The organism is Deltaproteobacteria bacterium CG11_big_fil_rev_8_21_14_0_20_49_13 (assembly GCA_002796305.1).
Taxonomy (GTDB): Bacteria; UBA10199; UBA10199.
Genome location: PCWZ01000072.1, coordinates 16,918 through 32,698, shown reverse-complemented (window position 1 = coordinate 32,698; position 15,781 = coordinate 16,918). Strand labels below are relative to the sequence as shown.

The window sequence follows — 15,781 nt, the reverse complement described above, 5'->3', positions numbered from 1 at the left end:
ACAACAAAAACTAGTCTAACAAGGAGGATCATATGAAACGAATATTGTTACTTGCCTGTGCGGCACTGCTCACTTTAAACATGTATGCATGCTCCAGGTCATCATCCAGAACAATAACGCTTGCCGGTTCCACCGCCTTTCAACCATTTGCCGAAAAACTTGCCGAACATTACATGCAGAGTAACGGCTCGCAAAGGATAAATGTTCAGGGCGGAGGTTCAGCTGTTGGCGTTCAGTCGGCGCTTTCCGGAAGCGCCCAGATAGGAATGGCCGATCTATTGAAACTCCCAAAAGAGGCCTTGGTACTTGACGCTACGGTCGTCGCAAGGGATGGAATAGCGATAGTCGTAAATCCGGCCAACGTCGTTTCAGATCTTACAAATGAACAGGCGCGGGATGTCTTTTCCGGAAAGATATCGAATTGGAAGGAGCTCGGAGGGGCCGACGCTTCGATAAGAGTGATCTCCCGCGAAGATGGCAGCGGCACCAGAAGGTCCTTTGATACCCTAGTGATGGACGACGAAAAACTTGCAAAGAACGCCCTCTTCCAGAATTCGAACGGCACCATACGCGAAGCGGTCGCAAGCGACCCCGACTCCATAGGCTACATCTCGATAAGTCTCGTCGATAAAAGGGTAAGGTCGGTCTCCTATAACGGAGTAGACGCCAACAACGGAAACGTCAAAAAAGGCTCTTACAAGCTCGCGCGACCGATATATTTTCTGACAAAGAAGGAACTAAGTCCTGATTCGAAGAAGTTCCTGGATTATGTCCTCTCAAAGGAGGCTCAGGACACGCTGGAAAAAGAGGGGCTGATAGCCGTCAAATAATATGGACCGTTTTATTTCAAAACTCCTGCTGCTGGCCGCATGCTCTTCGACCGCCATATTGGCACTTATCGCGCTCTTTATCTTTAAGGAGGGCGTACCCATTATGGCAAAGTGCGGACTTACCCATTTTCTATTCGGCCGTGTGTGGGCTCCGCTGGATGGTCAGTTCGGAATATTCCCCTTCATCATAGGTTCTCTCTGTGTGACCTTCGGCTCGCTATTTATGGGTGTACCGCTTGGGGTCTCATGCGCGGTCTATCTCGCCGAGTTCGCCCCCAAAAAATGGGTGAATGTTTTGAAGCCTGCCATAGAACTTCTGGCCGGCATCCCTTCGGTGGTCTACGGATTCTTGGGCGTCATGTGGCTTGCCCCCATCATAAGGGACCATCTTGGAGGACCGGGTCTTTCTATACTCGCCGCATCGTGCGTTCTGGCGATAATGATACTACCGACCATAGTCGGTGTGTCTATCGACGCGATCAACGCTATCCCTAAGAATTATAAAGAAGGCTCTCTGGCACTCGGCGCCACCGAATGGCAGACGACGTGGAGAGTCCTCCTTCCGGCCGCAAGGTCCGGTATCGTCGCCGGAGTGATACTTGGAATGGGTCGCGCCGTGGGTGAAACGATGGCCGTCATCATGATATCGGGCAACGCCACCACCATTCCCCACTCCATCCTTGACTCTGTAAGAACGCTCACGGCGAATATCGCAATAGAGATGGGGTACGCGGTCGGCGATCACAGGGAGGCCCTATTTGCCACCGGCATAGTCCTCTTCTTCTTTATTATGATCCTTAATACGGCAGCGCTCAAGTTCGCACGGAGGAAGTTTTGAGAATAGCCCCTTCCATAACGCAGAAGATAGCCAAGTCGCTTCTTTTCATGTCAACGACCTCGGCAGTATGCGCGCTTGTTTTCGTCATAGGATTTGTCCTTGCCGGAGGCTTTAGCCACATTTCCTGGGGCTTCTTGACAGAACCGATCCTCGATATGGGACGTGAAGGGGGTATACTCCCCGCCATAGTCGGAACGCTTCTCATGGTCATGGTCGCGGTCGGAATAGCTGCGCCCTTAGGGATCGCCAGCGCTATCTACCTTTCGGAGTACACTGTTGAAGGCAAGCTCACTCAAGCTATAAGGTTCGGGATAAATTGCCTTGCAGGGGTACCTTCCATCATATTCGGTCTTTTCGGCTTCATACTATTTGTTGTTATGTTGGGATTCGGGTGGTCGATACTTTCAGGCGGTCTTTCTCTGGCCGCCATGATACTGCCGACCATCATTCGAACGGCTGAAGAGGCGCTTCGAAGCGTCCCGTCTTCCTACCGCGATGTGGCGGCATCCCTCGGAGGGACAAGATGGCAGGTCGTCACAAGGTCCGTGCTCCCTTATGCCCTGCCCGGGATACTTACGGGTGTGATATTAGGCATCGGCCGTTCGATAGAAGAGACCGCTGTTGTAATATTTACGGCCGGATCCGCGGTACAGATGCCGACATCTCTGTTCGATTCTGCCCGAACGATGTCGGTTCATTTTTACATACTCGCCCGCGAGGGAATATCTAACGATAATGCATATGCCACCGCGGCGGTCCTTATCTGTACGATACTGGTGATCAATATAACGGCTTACTCTTTGATGCATAGACTAATGAGGGGAAGAAAGACCGCATGACCAACATGCAGAACAAGATCGCAATAAATAAGCTGAACGTTTTTTTCGGCAAAGAACAGGCTCTTAAGGATATCTCTTTCGATGTCAAAAATAACGAGATCCTTACGGTGATAGGACCCGCAAATTCCGGAAAATCCACCCTTCTGCTAGCCATCAACAGGATGATCGACAGGGTCTCTAACGCAAAGGTCTATGGCGAGATCGTTATCGACGGTGAACAGGTATCCGGCATAAGGGATGTTGAAAATCTAAGGCGAAAGATAGGGATGGTCTATGCCATGCCCATTCCGCTTCCGATGAGCATAAGGGATAACATCCTGTTCGGCGCCAGGATGAAGAGGATGTTAAAGAAAAAAGAGGAGAACGAGATGGTGGAATCCACCTTACGCGCCTCTTTCTTATGGGACGAGGTAAAGGACAGGCTCGATTCGAGCGGTATGAAGCTCTCGGGCGGGCAACAGCAAAGGCTTTGCATCTCAAGGACTCTCGCGGTAAAACCAGATGTCATTATGTTCGATGAGCCGTGTTCCGGCCTTGACCCTATCTCGACCGCCAAGGTCGAAGACGCCATGAAAGAGCTTAAAAGGGATCATGCTATAATATTGGTAACGAACAATACAAAACAGGCGGCGCGCGTTGGTGACAGAACGGCCTTCCTTCTCATGGGCGAGCTGGTTGAGATAGACGATACGAACAAGATATTCACCGCACCTTCACGGAAGAAGACGGAAGAATACATAACCGGAAAGTTCGGATAATGACGAACGCAATAACCACCAAAGGCCTTGAACTTTTTTACGGGGACTTTCAAGCCCTGAAGAATGTTGACCTCGCCATCGCGCCCAAAAAGATAACCGCCCTCATAGGACCCTCGGGTTGCGGCAAGTCAACCCTCCTGCGCGTATTCAACAGGATGAACGATCTGATTGCCGGCGTAAAGATAACCGGAAGCATAAATATCTTCGGAAAAGATCTCCTTGAAATTGATAAGAACAAGCTTAGAAGGTCCGTTGGAATGGTCTTTCAGAGACCAAATCCGTTCCCCCTTTCGATATATGAGAACATAGTCTACGGGCTCAAGATACACGGCATCAAAAAGAAGGGTCTTTTGGATGAGGCGCTCTTTGAAAGTCTGACAGCTGTCAACCTTTGGAACGACCTCAAGGACAGGCTCAAAGAGAATGCCATCAAACTATCCGGTGAACAGCAACAGAGACTCTGCATTGCAAGGCTTATCGCTGTAAGGCCCGATATACTCTTAATGGACGAACCTTGCTCGGCCCTTGATCCGATCGCCACAGGACACATAGAAGACCTGATGAAGGACCTCAAAAAGGACTATACAATAGTGATAGTCACACATAATATGCAGCAGGCGGCCAGGGTATCGGACGATTGCGGATTTATGCTACTTGGCGACCTTGTTGAGTTCGGCAACACGAACAGAGTCTTCACCGCGCCATCGGACAAAAGAACGGAAGATTATATAACGGGGAGGTATGGTTAAGAAATAACCAAATCTCAATTACCAGTATGCCGGAGGAAAAATATGAATCAGCACATAGACCATCACTTTGACGAGGCATTGAGCTCGCTGAAACAGCAGATACTACTTATGGGAAGCAAGGTAGAGGCCATGCTCTCGGACTGCGTTCGGGCGCTGAAAACCAAGGATACAAAGCTTGCCGCAAGGGTCGTCGAGTCCGACCACGCCGTCAACGCGCTTGAGGTGGCGATAGACGAACAGTGCATTCAGCTGCTTGCAAGATATCAGCCGGCGGCATCTGACCTTCGCTTTATCACCCGCGGGCTCAAGATAGTCACAGACCTAGAAAGGGTCGGGGACCTTGCGGTAAATGCGTCGCAGCGCGTGACAGATATCCTTAAGAACGGGGAGGCCCCGATCGATCTTACCAAAATGACCTTGCTGGTCCAGAATATGCTCAAAGAAAGCCTTGATGCCTTCGTTGAAAAGGATGTGATAAAGGCCGAAGAGGTTCTTAAAAGCGATGACGAGGTGGACGATCTGACAGAAAGATATATCACTGAACTCTTGAACAGGAGCGAAACAGAACCTAAGAGCATCCGGATACTCTTCCCCGCCACCTCCATCGTTAGATATTTCGAGCGCATCGCCGACCACTCCACGAACATTGCGGAGCTTGCAATATTCATGGTAAAAGGACGCGATGTCCGCCACGGAAAACCGACCTAATATTTCCCTTTATTCTTTTATCTCTATAAACTAAGTCACTAGACCAAGTTATGAGATCCGTACAGGTTGCAATAGCGCTTCCATTAAGGGGCGCATTTACCTACTCCGTTCCCGACGGGCTCGATGTACGTGTCGGGAACAGGGTCATGGTCCCCCTCGGGCGAAGAACGGTCGTGGGGTATGTGATGGAAGAGTGCGTAAGTCAAAGTCAAAGAGAATTTCGGATAAAAGATATCTTAGAGGTCCTTGATACCGAACCGTCCCTTTCCGAAAAGATGGTGGAGCTTATAAGATGGCTCTCTGATTACTACTTTGTACCAATAGGCGAGATGGTAAAGACCGCGCTTCCCAATTCGCTGGCCGTAAGGACCAAGAAAAAACGGGAGGTCACCCCCAAGGAGACCATCATAGACGACATCTTCATGAACGAGGAAGAGGTCACCCTTTCGGCGGAACAAAAAGGGGCCGTGGACGATCTCAAAGAGAGGCTAAAAGAGCAAAAATTCGAAACGACCCTGCTTCATGGCGTTACGGGAAGCGGCAAGACCGAGGTATACTTGAGGCTCTTTGAAGAGGTCATTAAAGAATGCCGCTCGGCCATACTTCTCGTACCCGAGATAGGAATGACTCCGCAAACGGTGGGGCGAATAGTCGCGCGATTTGGCGACTGCGTTGCTACATATCACAGCGGCCTCACCGAGGCCAAAAGGTTCTACGAATGGAAGAGGATAAAGGATGGCAAGGCAAAGATAGTTATAGGGACTCGCTCGGCGGTCTTTGCCCCGCTTAAGAACTTGGGTTTAATCATCGTGGATGAAGAACACGACCCGTCATATAAACAGGACGAAAACCCGCGCTACAACGGGCGCGATACGGCCGTGATGCGCGCAAAAATAGAGAACGTCCACTGCATCTTGGGCTCCGCCACACCTTCGATCGAGACCTTTACGAACGCCAAACTTAAAAAGTATCATTATATACATCTTCAGGAAAGACCCACGGGTGCGCCGCTTCCCGAGGTTGAGATAATCGATATGCGCCTCTCCGCCAAAGGCGCCAACATATCGCCAAAGCTCATGGGAGCCATCTCCGAGGTCCTCAACAAGAAAGAGCAGACGATACTCTTTCTCAACAGGCGAGGCTTTGCAAGTTTCGTGCTTTGCGAGGAATGCGGCGAGGCCTTCACCTGCCCCAACTGCAACATCACCCTCTCTTATCATAAGGAGAACGATTCGCTTCTGTGCCACTACTGTGAATACAAGATAAAAAGGGCGAACAAGTGCCTTAAGTGCGGTAGCCCAAGGCTCAAAGATCTGGGAACGGGGACCGAACGAATAGAATCGGAACTAAGGGCCCTCTTTCCGGATGCAAGGATCGAGCGTTTCGACCGGGACGTGGCTGTTAAGGCCGGCATGCGCTCCAAAATATTGTCTCAGATGAGATCTGGTAAAATAGACATACTTGTCGGCACACAGATGGTCACCAAGGGCCACGACTTCCCCAATGTCACGCTTGTCGGCGTCCTAGATGCGGACCATTCGATAAACTTCCCCGACTTCAGGTCCGGCGAAAGGACGTTTCAGCTGCTCACACAGGTGGCAGGCCGGTCGGGGAGGAGCGATAAGAAGGGAAAGGTGATAATTCAGACATATTCGCCCGAACATTATTCAATAGCTGCCTCCATGGGACACGACTTCTTCAATTTTTATGAGAACGAGATACCGATGCGTCGTGAGCTCAGCTACCCGCCCTTCGGGCGGTTGGCAATGGTCAAGGTTCAGGGCCTAAACGATGCAAAGGTGATGGGCTTTGCGCAATGTCTGGCTGTGTCATTGCGAGGGCAAAGCCCGAAGCAATCTCCCGAATCAAAATGTGCGCATGAGATTGCTTCGCCCAGCCAAGAGGCTGGACCCGCAATGACAGGGGTGACCATTCTCGGCCCAACACCCGCCCTTATCCATAAAATAAGGAACAATTACCGCTGGCAATTGATGTTAAAAGGTAGCGATATCAAGGGATTAAGAGTCGGGCTTACAAACGTCCTAGGCCACCTGAAAAAGACGCCCCGTGGCGTTAAGGTATCTATTGATGTAGACCCGATCAATATGCTATGAATTGTTTGGAATGACGATGTTAAATATTCGCACATATCCAGACCCCATACTCCACAAGGTTGCAAAACCCGTGAAAGAGGTCACCAAAGATATCGTAAAGCTCATGGACGACATGGCCGAGACGATGTACGCAGATGCAGGAGTCGGCCTCGCGGCGCCACAGGCGGGAATAGGTCTTAGGGTCATTGTTATAGATATCGGGACCGAAACACCTGCAGGCGGAAAAAGATCCAACCTTCTCCAGCTTGCAAATCCGGCGATAATATCTTCAGGCGGCGAGATAGAATGGGAAGAGGGCTGTCTTTCGATACCCGAGTTCAGGATAAAGATGAAGAGGCGCGAAAAGATAGTCGTTCGGGCCCTTGATAAAAAAGGAAAAACGGTCGAGATATTCGCCGAAGGGCTGCTATCGGTCGCGTTCCAGCACGAGATAGACCATCTGAACGGCAAGCTTCTGATAGACCTCGTCTCCAAAAAGGAGCAGGATAAATATCTGAAGCTTATAAAGAAGACATCGATACTGTGACACTGTCATTCCCAAAGAAAGCGGGAATCCAGATTATACAAACGAGATCCCCGTCTACGCGGGGATGACCAGCTTATATGAAACTAGTGTTTATGGGTTCCCCCGATTTTGCGGTCTCGTCCCTCGGCGCACTCATCTCTTCAAAACACGAAGTGTCGCTCGTTGTGACACAGCCCGACAAACCGGCGGGAAGAGGCCGAAAATTAACTCCCTCACCAGTTGCCGAATTTGCAAAAGAACACGACATTCCAACCGAAAAGCCCCTAACGCTCAAGGACAATAACGAACTTCTTTTTAAAATAAAGACGTTGGCCCCGGATGCAATAATAGTTGTGGCATACGGCAAGATCATCCCTAAGGAGATACTGGATCTTCCGCTCAAGGGATGCATTAACGTCCACGCGTCGCTTCTCCCTAAATACAGAGGGGCGGCCCCCATCAATTGGGCGATAATGAACGGCGAACAAAAGACCGGCGTCACCACAATGTACATGAACAAAAAGATGGACGAGGGAGATATACTCCTCCAATGTGCCACCGAGATCACCTCTCACGACACATCTGAGACTCTCCATGAACATCTGGCGGCGATGGGAGCGGAACTTCTTCTAAAGACCCTTGACCGGATTGAAGCCGGCACCCTTGCGGGGCTTGTCCAGGACCACAAGGAGGCGACAGTCTTTCATAAGCTTTCCAAAGAGGAAGGGCTTATTGACTGGGGCCGCTCCGCCTCCGGGATATATAACAGAATAAGGGGTTTAACTCCCTGGCCCGGCGCATATACATACACAGAAGAAGCAGGAAGCAAGAAGCAGGAAGCAAGAAATGACAAGAATAAATTGATCATATACGATGCGGCCCCGATTGAGATAGAAACGAAGGAAAGACCAGGAACGATCATAGGTCTTGATAAGGGAATATTCGTGGCGACCGGTTTTGGCCAGCTCTGCATCCTGGAAGTTCAGGCCCCCGGTAAAAAACGAATGCCGGCGGTCGAATACCTAAAGGGCTCCGGGCTGAAGGTCGGAGATAGGTTTATATGAGATTAATAGCTCCATCTATTTTGTCGGCCGATTTCGGTCGTCTTGCTGAAGAGGTAAAAGCGGTCGAAGAGGCCGGCGCCGACATAATCCACGTGGATGTCATGGATGGACATTTCGTCCCTAACATCACGATAGGCCCGGATGTTGTTAAGGCCGTGCGAAAGGCCACCGCCATTCCACTTGATGTCCATTTAATGATAGAGCATCCCGAAAAATATATCGAAAAGTTCGCAGAGGCCGGGGCCGATATGCTCTCCGTTCATTTTGAGGCGTGCGACCTAGAAAAGATACTCACCGCCATAAGAAAACTGAAATGCAAGGCCGGGGCGGTCATAAACCCGCCGAGCGACGTTGAAAAGTTCTTACCCTTCGTGGAATATGCCGACTTCGTCCTTGTAATGACCGTGAACCCCGGATTTGGCGGCCAGTCGCTCATCCATTCATGCCTTGAAAAGATAAGGCGTCTTCACAAACATATCTACGAAGATAAAAAATGGAACAAGCTCATTGAGGTTGACGGCGGAATAAAGGTCTCGAACGTAAAGGAAGTGACAAGCGCCGGGGGACAGATAATAGTCGCCGGCTCCGCCATCTTCGGTAAAAAGGATTATAAAAAGGCTATTGAAGAGCTGAAAGCTTGAGTTGTGAGGGCAATGGCGCCCCCGAGCAAGGCGAGCGGTCTTTTCACTTCTTGAACGGATTTTCATCAGCATCTCTGTAGGTCGACCCGCTCAAAAAATTCTCAAGACTCGATGCGTTCATGACAGGTATCGGACTCTCTAATGGAAGCTGAAAAGCGATCTCCACCTTATCCTTCTCGCCGGCCTCAACGATCACCTCTTCGGACGTCTCACCCAAGGATGAATGCCAAGCGTGAATGGTGTATTTTCCGGGAGGAATGTCGTTAAACTCAAAAAGTCCGTCCCATTTGGTGGCGGCCACGGCAAAAAGCTTCGGCACTGGCCTTATCCACGCCTCCATCCAGGGATAGAAACCGGATGAAAGATGTATCACCTTCCCCTTTTTGACCTCAAGTTCTACGGGCTCCCCTTCCGGCTCCTGCATTATCTGGCGTTTTTTGAAACCTTCCTCCTCTACAAGAAGCCACTGGGTATATGGATCGTTGTTTATCACCCTAACGATCGAACCAGGAACTGCCGGAAGCATCTTTGGCATGAACTCGCATGACTGGCCGACCGCCGCCGGCGTTCCGCTCAAAAGGTTAGGACCGGAGCCCTTCTCCCTCGTGAGCCATAACGTAACGTCGGTTATCCTATTCTTCCAGAGCCTGACTATTTCGGTCGAGCGTCTGGTCCCGCAGGGGCCTTGATATTCCACTATGGCCGGGGCGGCCTTTTTAGGCGGCCTTTTGCCTTCAAGTTTTATCTCGCCCGTGATGGAGCCGGTCGTCTTGTCGGCCGCATACGCGGCCTGAAACACGAAGCAGGAGGAAACAAGAAGCAGGATAGGAAAGAATCTTACTTTCATTTAAGCGTCGTCCCTTCTATCATGAAATCGACCACCCTCTCCTTGAAATGCATGAACGAACCGAAAGGTGCGTCGGACATCATGAGGTTAGAAACCTCTCTAAGGAACGTGGGCCAATTCTTGGGATGTGCCGCGTATATGCAGTCCAAAAGTGTGTAGATGAGATAGTCCCTGCCGCGCCACGCCTTCATGGCGACGGCCGCATGTTCATAATCCGTTGCCGGCATCAACGATCTTATATCTCTAAAATAGCGTTTTTCTAAAAGTGAGTGCACATCTAAAAGCCCCTTCAAGGCGTTATCGATCCTCAAATTGATGTCATCGACAAACTCTTTATGTTCATGCGTATCATGTTCTAGCTTTGAAACCGCAGACCCCTTGATAATTATCGGCTGGCCTATTTTTATGACTATGTCCGTATCCTTCTGTATAACGATGCTCTTTCTCGGCACCGCCATGCCTGTGCCTATAAGCGCAACGGGCACAATGTTCACCTGGCTTCTTTCCACCTTCTTTAAGAGAACGGCCGTATCAACAGCAATGTGAGCGGCCCCTTTTTTCATGTGGCCTCCGGATTCGCAAAGGCGTCTTTTATTGCCTGATGTGTAATAACCGGAATCGAGCCTTTTTCCCTTTGCATCGACGTTAGCGTAGGCTCGGGTCCCCTGTGGGAACATGACGATATCGATATCCAGATTGAATAGTTTTTCCGAGGCTTCTATAGCCGCCGCCCTTGGATAAGAAGACTTTTCGTTCCTGTCCACAAAGATGGTTCCAACGACCTCCATCGCCCGACCCATGATGAACCGCAGAAACGGGTTGTCTAAGAAATGGTCGCGCGCGGCAAGGAACCTGAAATCGTATCCGTGGCCGTACAGGGCAAGCGTCCCAAAGGCAAAATCCAAGAAGCTTTTATGATTGAATACAAACACGTTCTTGCCTTCGAGGCCATTTAGCTTATCCAAACCCTCCGTCTTTATAGACATCCGGCCAAGCTGTGCCGCCCTTGTCCCCCATATGGTTGAAAGAGTTCCGGCGGCCTTTCTTGCATATTCGGGTCCCTTCCATCTGAACGACGCAGTGATAAGCCTTGCTATCGTAGCTGTATTGAAAACTCCCGCGAGCACCGGCCAAAAGCACTTTGACGTTTTGCCGACCTTAAAAGAACAGTCGAAGGGCTTTATGAGTTCTTTGGGGTCCTTTGGTATCGCTATCGGAAAAGGGCCGAATCCGGCATAGTAGCATTCAAAGAATAATTTAGGATGGATATCCGGATGACGAACCCCGAAATCAGCCATTCTTCTCCTAAAAAGAAGAATCCTTACCTTTGCAAAAACGGAGACGAGAGCGAACGGAACAAGTAAAAGGGCATTCACTATTTCACCGGTATAGATAAAGTATCCGGCGGAACAGATAAGCGCCGCAAAAAGAAGATAATCCCTTAACGGATGAATGAACCACTCGATCCTCCCAAGGATCGCATCGATCTTTCTTACGGGCTCCAGATCGAACCTTGGAATAAAAAAGAGGGCAAGTCTTGTTATGGGAATTGCGTAGACGGCCAAAAGAATGATGAAGAGAGGCGTAAGCTTTATCATTGTAAAATAGAGAGGTGATATTTAAAAATTACAGGGACCCGCGCCCTTCCTGCCTTGAACTCCTCTGTACCAAGTTTTTGTGATATCCTTGTAGCGACCGATGAGGCATGCCCTTCCTGCGTTTCGTAGATAGTGCTGATAACACCGCTCGCCTCGAAGGTAGCCACGACATCTATCGGATAACGAACGAGCTTTCTTACCTCTTCTTCGATCTGATGCAGTATCGCGGAACTTTTTTCGACGCCTATGGAATCTTTCAGATCCTTAAAGTTGGCTATCGTTATATCGTATTTATAGGTCTGGTGGCCTTTTTGTTTGTTCGTCTGAACCACCTCTGCGCACGGAAGGACGAAGGCGAACGAGACCCTTCCCTTTGAAGGGATATCGACCCAAAGCTGTCCGCCGGCCTTTTGTACTATCTCCCTGCATACGGCAAGACCAAGACCGGCGACCCCGGAGCTGTCCGTGCTCTTAGTGTTATAGAACTTCTCGAATATCTGGTAACGGTCCTTTTCGGTAAAATTTGGGCTTTCGTTGGACACCGTCACCTCTATCCCGGCTCCCTGTCTTAAGGATACCTCTCTTGCCTTGATATCTATCTCGCTAGACCTCGGCGCGAACTTTATGGCGTTAGAAATGAGGTGTGAAAGGACCACAAAGATATGGTCCGGATTGCCATAGACCTTTGGCATGTCGGCTGAGGCGGTCACCCTGTAATGAAGCTGGCGTTGCAAAAAAAGCTGATCATGAGTGGACGTCACCTGCTGGATCTGATGGAGTATGTCAAAATGAACCGCAGACGGCTTTTTGGACCCGCCATCGACACTTTCGGACATCCCTTTTAAAAGGGCCATCGCGCGTTCAAGGTTCGTTTGAACGGAACCGAAGACCTGTTTGCGGCGAAGGTCCTGATGGTTATCAAAATATTCCTTCAGAAGGTTTATCCCCTCAGAAACAACCGTTAATGGATGGCTGAGCTCATCGAGGACGAATTTGATATCGGGCGCTTGACCCTTTTCACCTTTCATATTGATGGGGGGAACGACTCGCGTCTCAGACGACGCTCCTTCCCCCCAATCCCCTTTCGCTCAAACCGGCAAAGCCGGATTCTCGCTCACTGGTTACCAAACATACAACCGGCTCACCTCCTAGCATAAAGGAGTAAGAGAATCCAAGTATAAAAAAACCGCCACACGGGTGGCGGGTTTTGTGTCATCCCCGCGAAAGCGGGGAACTAGTTAATATAACGAGATTCCTGCTTTCGCAGGAATGACAATATCCCTACTATTCCCTCGTCTTTGCCGCCTCTTTGGCGGCCTTTTTCGCTACCTTATCGGCCTCTTTTTGGGCCTTCTTGGCGGCTTTTTCCTGTTTTTTCTGGGCTTTTTTTGCCGCTTTTTCCGCATCCTTTGCCGCCTTCTCTTTTTGCCTGTCGGCATCCTTTATCGCCCTTTCCTGGGCCTTGTCATCCTTCTTTATCTCTTCAGGCGTCTCTACCGGAGCCACAACCGGCTCTGCGGCCTTAGATGTCATCCCCAAAACTGCGGGACGCTTAAATATGTAGACGTTCTCAAAATGGTCGATCATCTCCCACCCATTTTTTCCAAGTTCGTTCCAACGATCGACCCACTTTTCGTTCTTGGGGGGCTTTAATTTTTGGGCCGTATATTCCCACGAGCCGGTCCCCTGCTTTGAGGCAACTGCCTTGGTTATGGAACGCTCGAGCTGGTTCATGTCGTGTTCCGAAAGTCTCGTTTCAACCACCTTTGGCGTTTTCACAGGCTTGGCCTTCTTGACAGGCGCCGCGGAATCCTCTGCCCACATCTTACCCGCAAAGACAACGCTCAAGGCCATAGCGACTATTAGAATCCTCTTTGTCATATTATTGCCCCCTCCCCCCCGTTTTTATTAGGAAACTGATGCCCCTTATAGACATAAGGGGTGGAAGAAGTCAAAAAATTTATTCCTTATTTATTCCTTATTCCTTAATAAAGTTAGCAACTTTTTTGTGAAACTTCCGATAACAAACGTGTGAGCTGAAAAAACATGTCCGTTATGAATATGTCGTAAACAGTTGACATTTAGCCGCATAATAAATAGGTTTTGCTGCCGCCGTTTCTAACACCAGTGAGATGGATCATGGAGGAACATAAATGTCTGAACCTGTAACATACACTTCCAATCCATGGGCCTGTTTAAGTGGCTCTTATCCAATAATGTCGGGCGTCAATGAATGCACCCCGGATGGGTACAAAGAGGCTCTGGAGTTCGCAACATCCTTTGCACCCAATATTCTGCAAACTCTCCTCAGACCGAAACCGGACCTTTCGCCGAATATCCAAGAATCGTGGCAAAACGTATCATCAAGGGAAGATCCAGAGCTGCTTCACAGAACCCTTGATTATCTTTTTTCTAAAGGGCAGATTCCCCTTATCGAAAAAACTGTCGGCGAATGGAAATACTCTCTTGCCATCCAACGAGCACAACCTCCACCAAATGACCCGCAGGACGAACTATTACCACAGCTACCTGTCAACGTAGAACATTACGATAACCTCAAAGACGTTATCAACGCAATAGGGAAAATGGGTATCTATGCGCTGAATGGTCCAACTTCACTAGAAAACAAAGACCTACAAAGACTTTATCAGTACAGGTTTGAAGCGGTCAGAGAAATTCTTGACAAAGTAAAAACACTATTGATCGGATCAGATGACCCCTTCCTTTGGTTTCAGGCGGCAATGTACGTTGAGGGAAATGTAGACCTCAGCATATATGACGATCCCAGGCTCTATTCCGAGGTTCACGATCTTATTAACAAAGCCTCAGATACAGCCAGAAGAGATCCAGTTCTTTCGGCCTATTTTTCCATGGAATTCGATGCCGGAATAGGCCTGCTCACGGAAAATGACATTAAAGAGTATGAGAAGGTAATTACCGCTGGAAATCCACAGCATTCGGTGGCTTGGTCAAGGTTTTGGATCCATAAGTATAATTCTGCGTTCTTTAGCGGAAAGTTCGACCCCATAGCTATAAAGGATCTTGAAGCGGCATTCATGAGTTTCCTTGATACTGCTACGGCAACCAGAGGAACAACCGAAAGTTGGCCTCTAGAAGCAGGCCATCACATCAATGCCCTTTATACCATCGTGTCTAACTGGAGCATGCCAGCGGGGGCAATGACCCATACCCTTTTCGGCAATCCAGCCCGAATAGTCGATATAGTAGCCGTAGAAACGGAGATAAAACGTCTCAAAGACTACGCGCTTCTTGCCGAGTCTCTGGCTTCGGACCTTCCAAACGGTGGCAAGGCCCTGAGAGAAACCGTAGCGGACATATATTGGCGCGCGCATGTGGAAAGCTACTTCAGCGCAGGCCTACCAGTCACGGGGATCAACAACCTGCAACTACTTGCAAGATTCAGTGACACCAAAACCTTCAATGATAATCTCGATGTTTTGCACACAAGATACCCGTGGCTGGTGGACGAAAAGAGACAAATAACGTGGGATACGGTCGGCAACTTCGGCCGAGAAGCTTATGAGAGAACGAAGGCGCTGTTCTTACGCGGTAAGAGCATGATGCAAGAATCTCTCTTTCCGATGGCGTCGGCAGTTATCTGTTCGCCGGGCGGTCCGTGGCTGAGCGTTGCCTGCGCAGCTGGAGCTAAGGCTATAAATCAGGAAAATTTGTTTTCCGATCCAGAAGCGGCACGACTTTTGAACGAATCAAGGATGACCGGCATCTCCCTAATAGGAGAGAACTCTGCCAAAAGCGCAAGGTCAGCCAATATTATGGACTGGGCGTTCGTTATCGGTGGAACAAGAATAGGCTACAGTTTTAACAGAAGCCTATTAAGCCTGGCGAGAGTGAATCTAACCACGGCTTGGAAATTTTTTGTGAACAACGGTATTAAGAGAGCCGCCTCTTCTTTCATTGCCAAAGAGACATGGCAGACGCTTGGAAGATTGGTTACCGCACTTCCAAGAAAAGTTGTTACCGATTTTCGCGACTTTCCAAAAGCGTTATCAGAGTTGAAACAAGAAGCCTTGGGAAAAGGCTTTGCTTCTATGACGGCGGGCGAGGAGATTGTTATAAACGATAGTTGGAAATTCTTCTGGAAATGCTTTTATCCCAAATATGGGCTCCAATTGAGGCTTGGAACTGGAACCGCTCTCATAGCAGGTGACTACATCGGCAACGGCAAACTTGACTCTACGGTGGGCACTTTTGGTATAGCAATGTTCATGAACGAGATAGTCGGAGAGTGGGCGCTCGGTTGGAACTCCG

The 15,781-nt window shown here is 49.4% G+C and carries 14 protein-coding genes and 1 pseudogene (1 of these 15 cut by a window edge); 11 read left to right on the top strand and 4 right to left on the bottom strand.

Annotated elements, in window-relative coordinates:
- The first annotated feature begins 32 nt into the window (after nt 1-32).
- The 10 genes from COV46_06970 to COV46_06925 all read left to right on the top strand — a co-directional run bounded on the left by COV46_06970 (nt 33) and on the right by COV46_06925 (nt 9,046).
- Entirely contained in the window at nt 33-830 is a 798-nt protein-coding gene (locus COV46_06970) for a phosphate-binding protein (protein PIR16787.1), read from the top strand.
- Between the two features lies 1 nt (nt 831).
- Nucleotides 832-1,668, top strand: coding sequence for a phosphate ABC transporter permease subunit PstC (gene pstC / locus COV46_06965; GenBank protein ID PIR16786.1), 837 nt, complete (start codon nt 832-834; stop codon nt 1,666-1,668).
- On the top strand, nt 1,665-2,507 hold the full coding sequence (gene pstA / locus COV46_06960; GenBank protein ID PIR16785.1) for a phosphate ABC transporter, permease protein PstA: 843 nt from the start codon (nt 1,665-1,667) through the stop codon (nt 2,505-2,507). The genes pstC and pstA overlap by 4 nt, the downstream gene beginning before the upstream one ends.
- A 5-nt stretch (nt 2,508-2,512) precedes the next feature.
- The gene (gene pstB, locus COV46_06955) at nt 2,513-3,265 is read left to right on the top strand and encodes a phosphate ABC transporter ATP-binding protein (GenBank protein PIR16802.1); all 753 of its coding nucleotides are present in this window, start codon (nt 2,513-2,515) and stop codon (nt 3,263-3,265) included.
- Nucleotides 3,265-4,014 (top strand): phosphate ABC transporter ATP-binding protein, encoded by a 750-nt coding sequence (pstB, locus tag COV46_06950; protein PIR16784.1) that lies wholly within the window; start codon nt 3,265-3,267, stop codon nt 4,012-4,014. Before pstB (COV46_06955) ends, pstB (COV46_06950) begins: the two co-directional genes overlap by 1 nt.
- A 42-nt stretch (nt 4,015-4,056) precedes the next feature.
- Nucleotides 4,057-4,722 carry a phosphate transport system regulatory protein PhoU gene (phoU, locus tag COV46_06945; GenBank protein ID PIR16783.1) on the top strand — a complete coding sequence of 222 codons (666 nt, stop codon included), beginning with the start codon at nt 4,057-4,059 and terminating at the stop codon, nt 4,720-4,722.
- Between the two features lie 50 nt (nt 4,723-4,772).
- Nucleotides 4,773-6,836 carry a primosomal protein N' gene (priA, locus tag COV46_06940; protein PIR16782.1) on the top strand — a complete coding sequence of 688 codons (2,064 nt, stop codon included), beginning with the start codon at nt 4,773-4,775 and terminating at the stop codon, nt 6,834-6,836.
- A gap of 10 nt (nt 6,837-6,846) precedes the next feature.
- Nucleotides 6,847-7,362, top strand: a complete 516-nt coding sequence (gene def / locus COV46_06935) for a peptide deformylase (GenBank protein PIR16781.1) — start codon at nt 6,847-6,849, stop codon at nt 7,360-7,362.
- A 77-nt stretch (nt 7,363-7,439) separates the two neighbouring features.
- Nucleotides 7,440-8,405 (top strand): methionyl-tRNA formyltransferase, encoded by a 966-nt coding sequence (locus COV46_06930; protein PIR16780.1) that lies wholly within the window; start codon nt 7,440-7,442, stop codon nt 8,403-8,405.
- A complete protein-coding gene (locus COV46_06925; GenBank protein PIR16779.1) occupies nt 8,402-9,046 on the top strand; it encodes a ribulose-phosphate 3-epimerase in 645 nt (214 codons plus the stop codon). The genes COV46_06930 and COV46_06925 overlap by 4 nt, the downstream gene beginning before the upstream one ends.
- 43 nt (nt 9,047-9,089) lie before the next feature.
- Here the strand turns inward: COV46_06925 and COV46_06920 are convergent, their stop codons facing one another.
- The 4 genes from COV46_06920 to COV46_06905 all read right to left on the bottom strand — a co-directional run bounded on the left by COV46_06920 (nt 9,090) and on the right by COV46_06905 (nt 13,372).
- Nucleotides 9,090-9,893: a hypothetical protein gene (locus COV46_06920; GenBank protein PIR16778.1), complete on the bottom strand. Its 804-nt coding sequence runs from the start codon at nt 9,891-9,893 to the stop codon at nt 9,090-9,092.
- Nucleotides 9,890-11,491 (bottom strand): hypothetical protein, encoded by a 1,602-nt coding sequence (locus COV46_06915; GenBank protein PIR16777.1) that lies wholly within the window; start codon nt 11,489-11,491, stop codon nt 9,890-9,892. The genes COV46_06920 and COV46_06915 overlap by 4 nt, the downstream gene beginning before the upstream one ends.
- On the bottom strand, nt 11,488-12,519 hold the full coding sequence (locus tag COV46_06910; protein PIR16776.1) for a hypothetical protein: 1,032 nt from the start codon (nt 12,517-12,519) through the stop codon (nt 11,488-11,490). Before COV46_06910 ends, COV46_06915 begins: the two co-directional genes overlap by 4 nt.
- A gap of 256 nt (nt 12,520-12,775) precedes the next feature.
- On the bottom strand, nt 12,776-13,372 hold the full coding sequence (locus tag COV46_06905) for a hypothetical protein (protein ID PIR16775.1): 597 nt from the start codon (nt 13,370-13,372) through the stop codon (nt 12,776-12,778).
- 335 nt (nt 13,373-13,707) lie between these two features.
- Between COV46_06905 and COV46_06900 the strand changes: the two are divergent.
- Nucleotides 13,708-15,781: pseudogene (locus tag COV46_06900) on the top strand (hypothetical protein) (it continues 1,937 nt past the right edge of the window).

Coding starts and splice junctions, on each gene's coding strand:
- pstC (PIR16786.1), top strand. CDS start 832: ATGGACCGTTTTATTTCAAAACTCCTGCTGCTGGCCGCATGCTCTTCG.
- COV46_06915 (PIR16777.1), bottom strand. CDS start 11,491: ATGATAAAGCTTACGCCTCTCTTCATCATTCTTTTGGCCGTCTACGCA.
- priA (PIR16782.1), top strand. CDS start 4,773: ATGAGATCCGTACAGGTTGCAATAGCGCTTCCATTAAGGGGCGCATTT.
- pstB (PIR16784.1), top strand. CDS start 3,265: ATGACGAACGCAATAACCACCAAAGGCCTTGAACTTTTTTACGGGGAC.
- def (PIR16781.1), top strand. CDS start 6,847: ATGACGATGTTAAATATTCGCACATATCCAGACCCCATACTCCACAAG.
- COV46_06930 (PIR16780.1), top strand. CDS start 7,440: ATGAAACTAGTGTTTATGGGTTCCCCCGATTTTGCGGTCTCGTCCCTC.
- phoU (PIR16783.1), top strand. CDS start 4,057: ATGAATCAGCACATAGACCATCACTTTGACGAGGCATTGAGCTCGCTG.
- COV46_06920 (PIR16778.1), bottom strand. CDS start 9,893: ATGAAAGTAAGATTCTTTCCTATCCTGCTTCTTGTTTCCTCCTGCTTC.
- pstB (PIR16802.1), top strand. CDS start 2,513: ATGCAGAACAAGATCGCAATAAATAAGCTGAACGTTTTTTTCGGCAAA.
- COV46_06970 (PIR16787.1), top strand. CDS start 33: ATGAAACGAATATTGTTACTTGCCTGTGCGGCACTGCTCACTTTAAAC.
- COV46_06910 (PIR16776.1), bottom strand. CDS start 12,519: ATGAAAGGTGAAAAGGGTCAAGCGCCCGATATCAAATTCGTCCTCGAT.
- COV46_06925 (PIR16779.1), top strand. CDS start 8,402: ATGAGATTAATAGCTCCATCTATTTTGTCGGCCGATTTCGGTCGTCTT.
- COV46_06905 (PIR16775.1), bottom strand. CDS start 13,372: ATGACAAAGAGGATTCTAATAGTCGCTATGGCCTTGAGCGTTGTCTTT.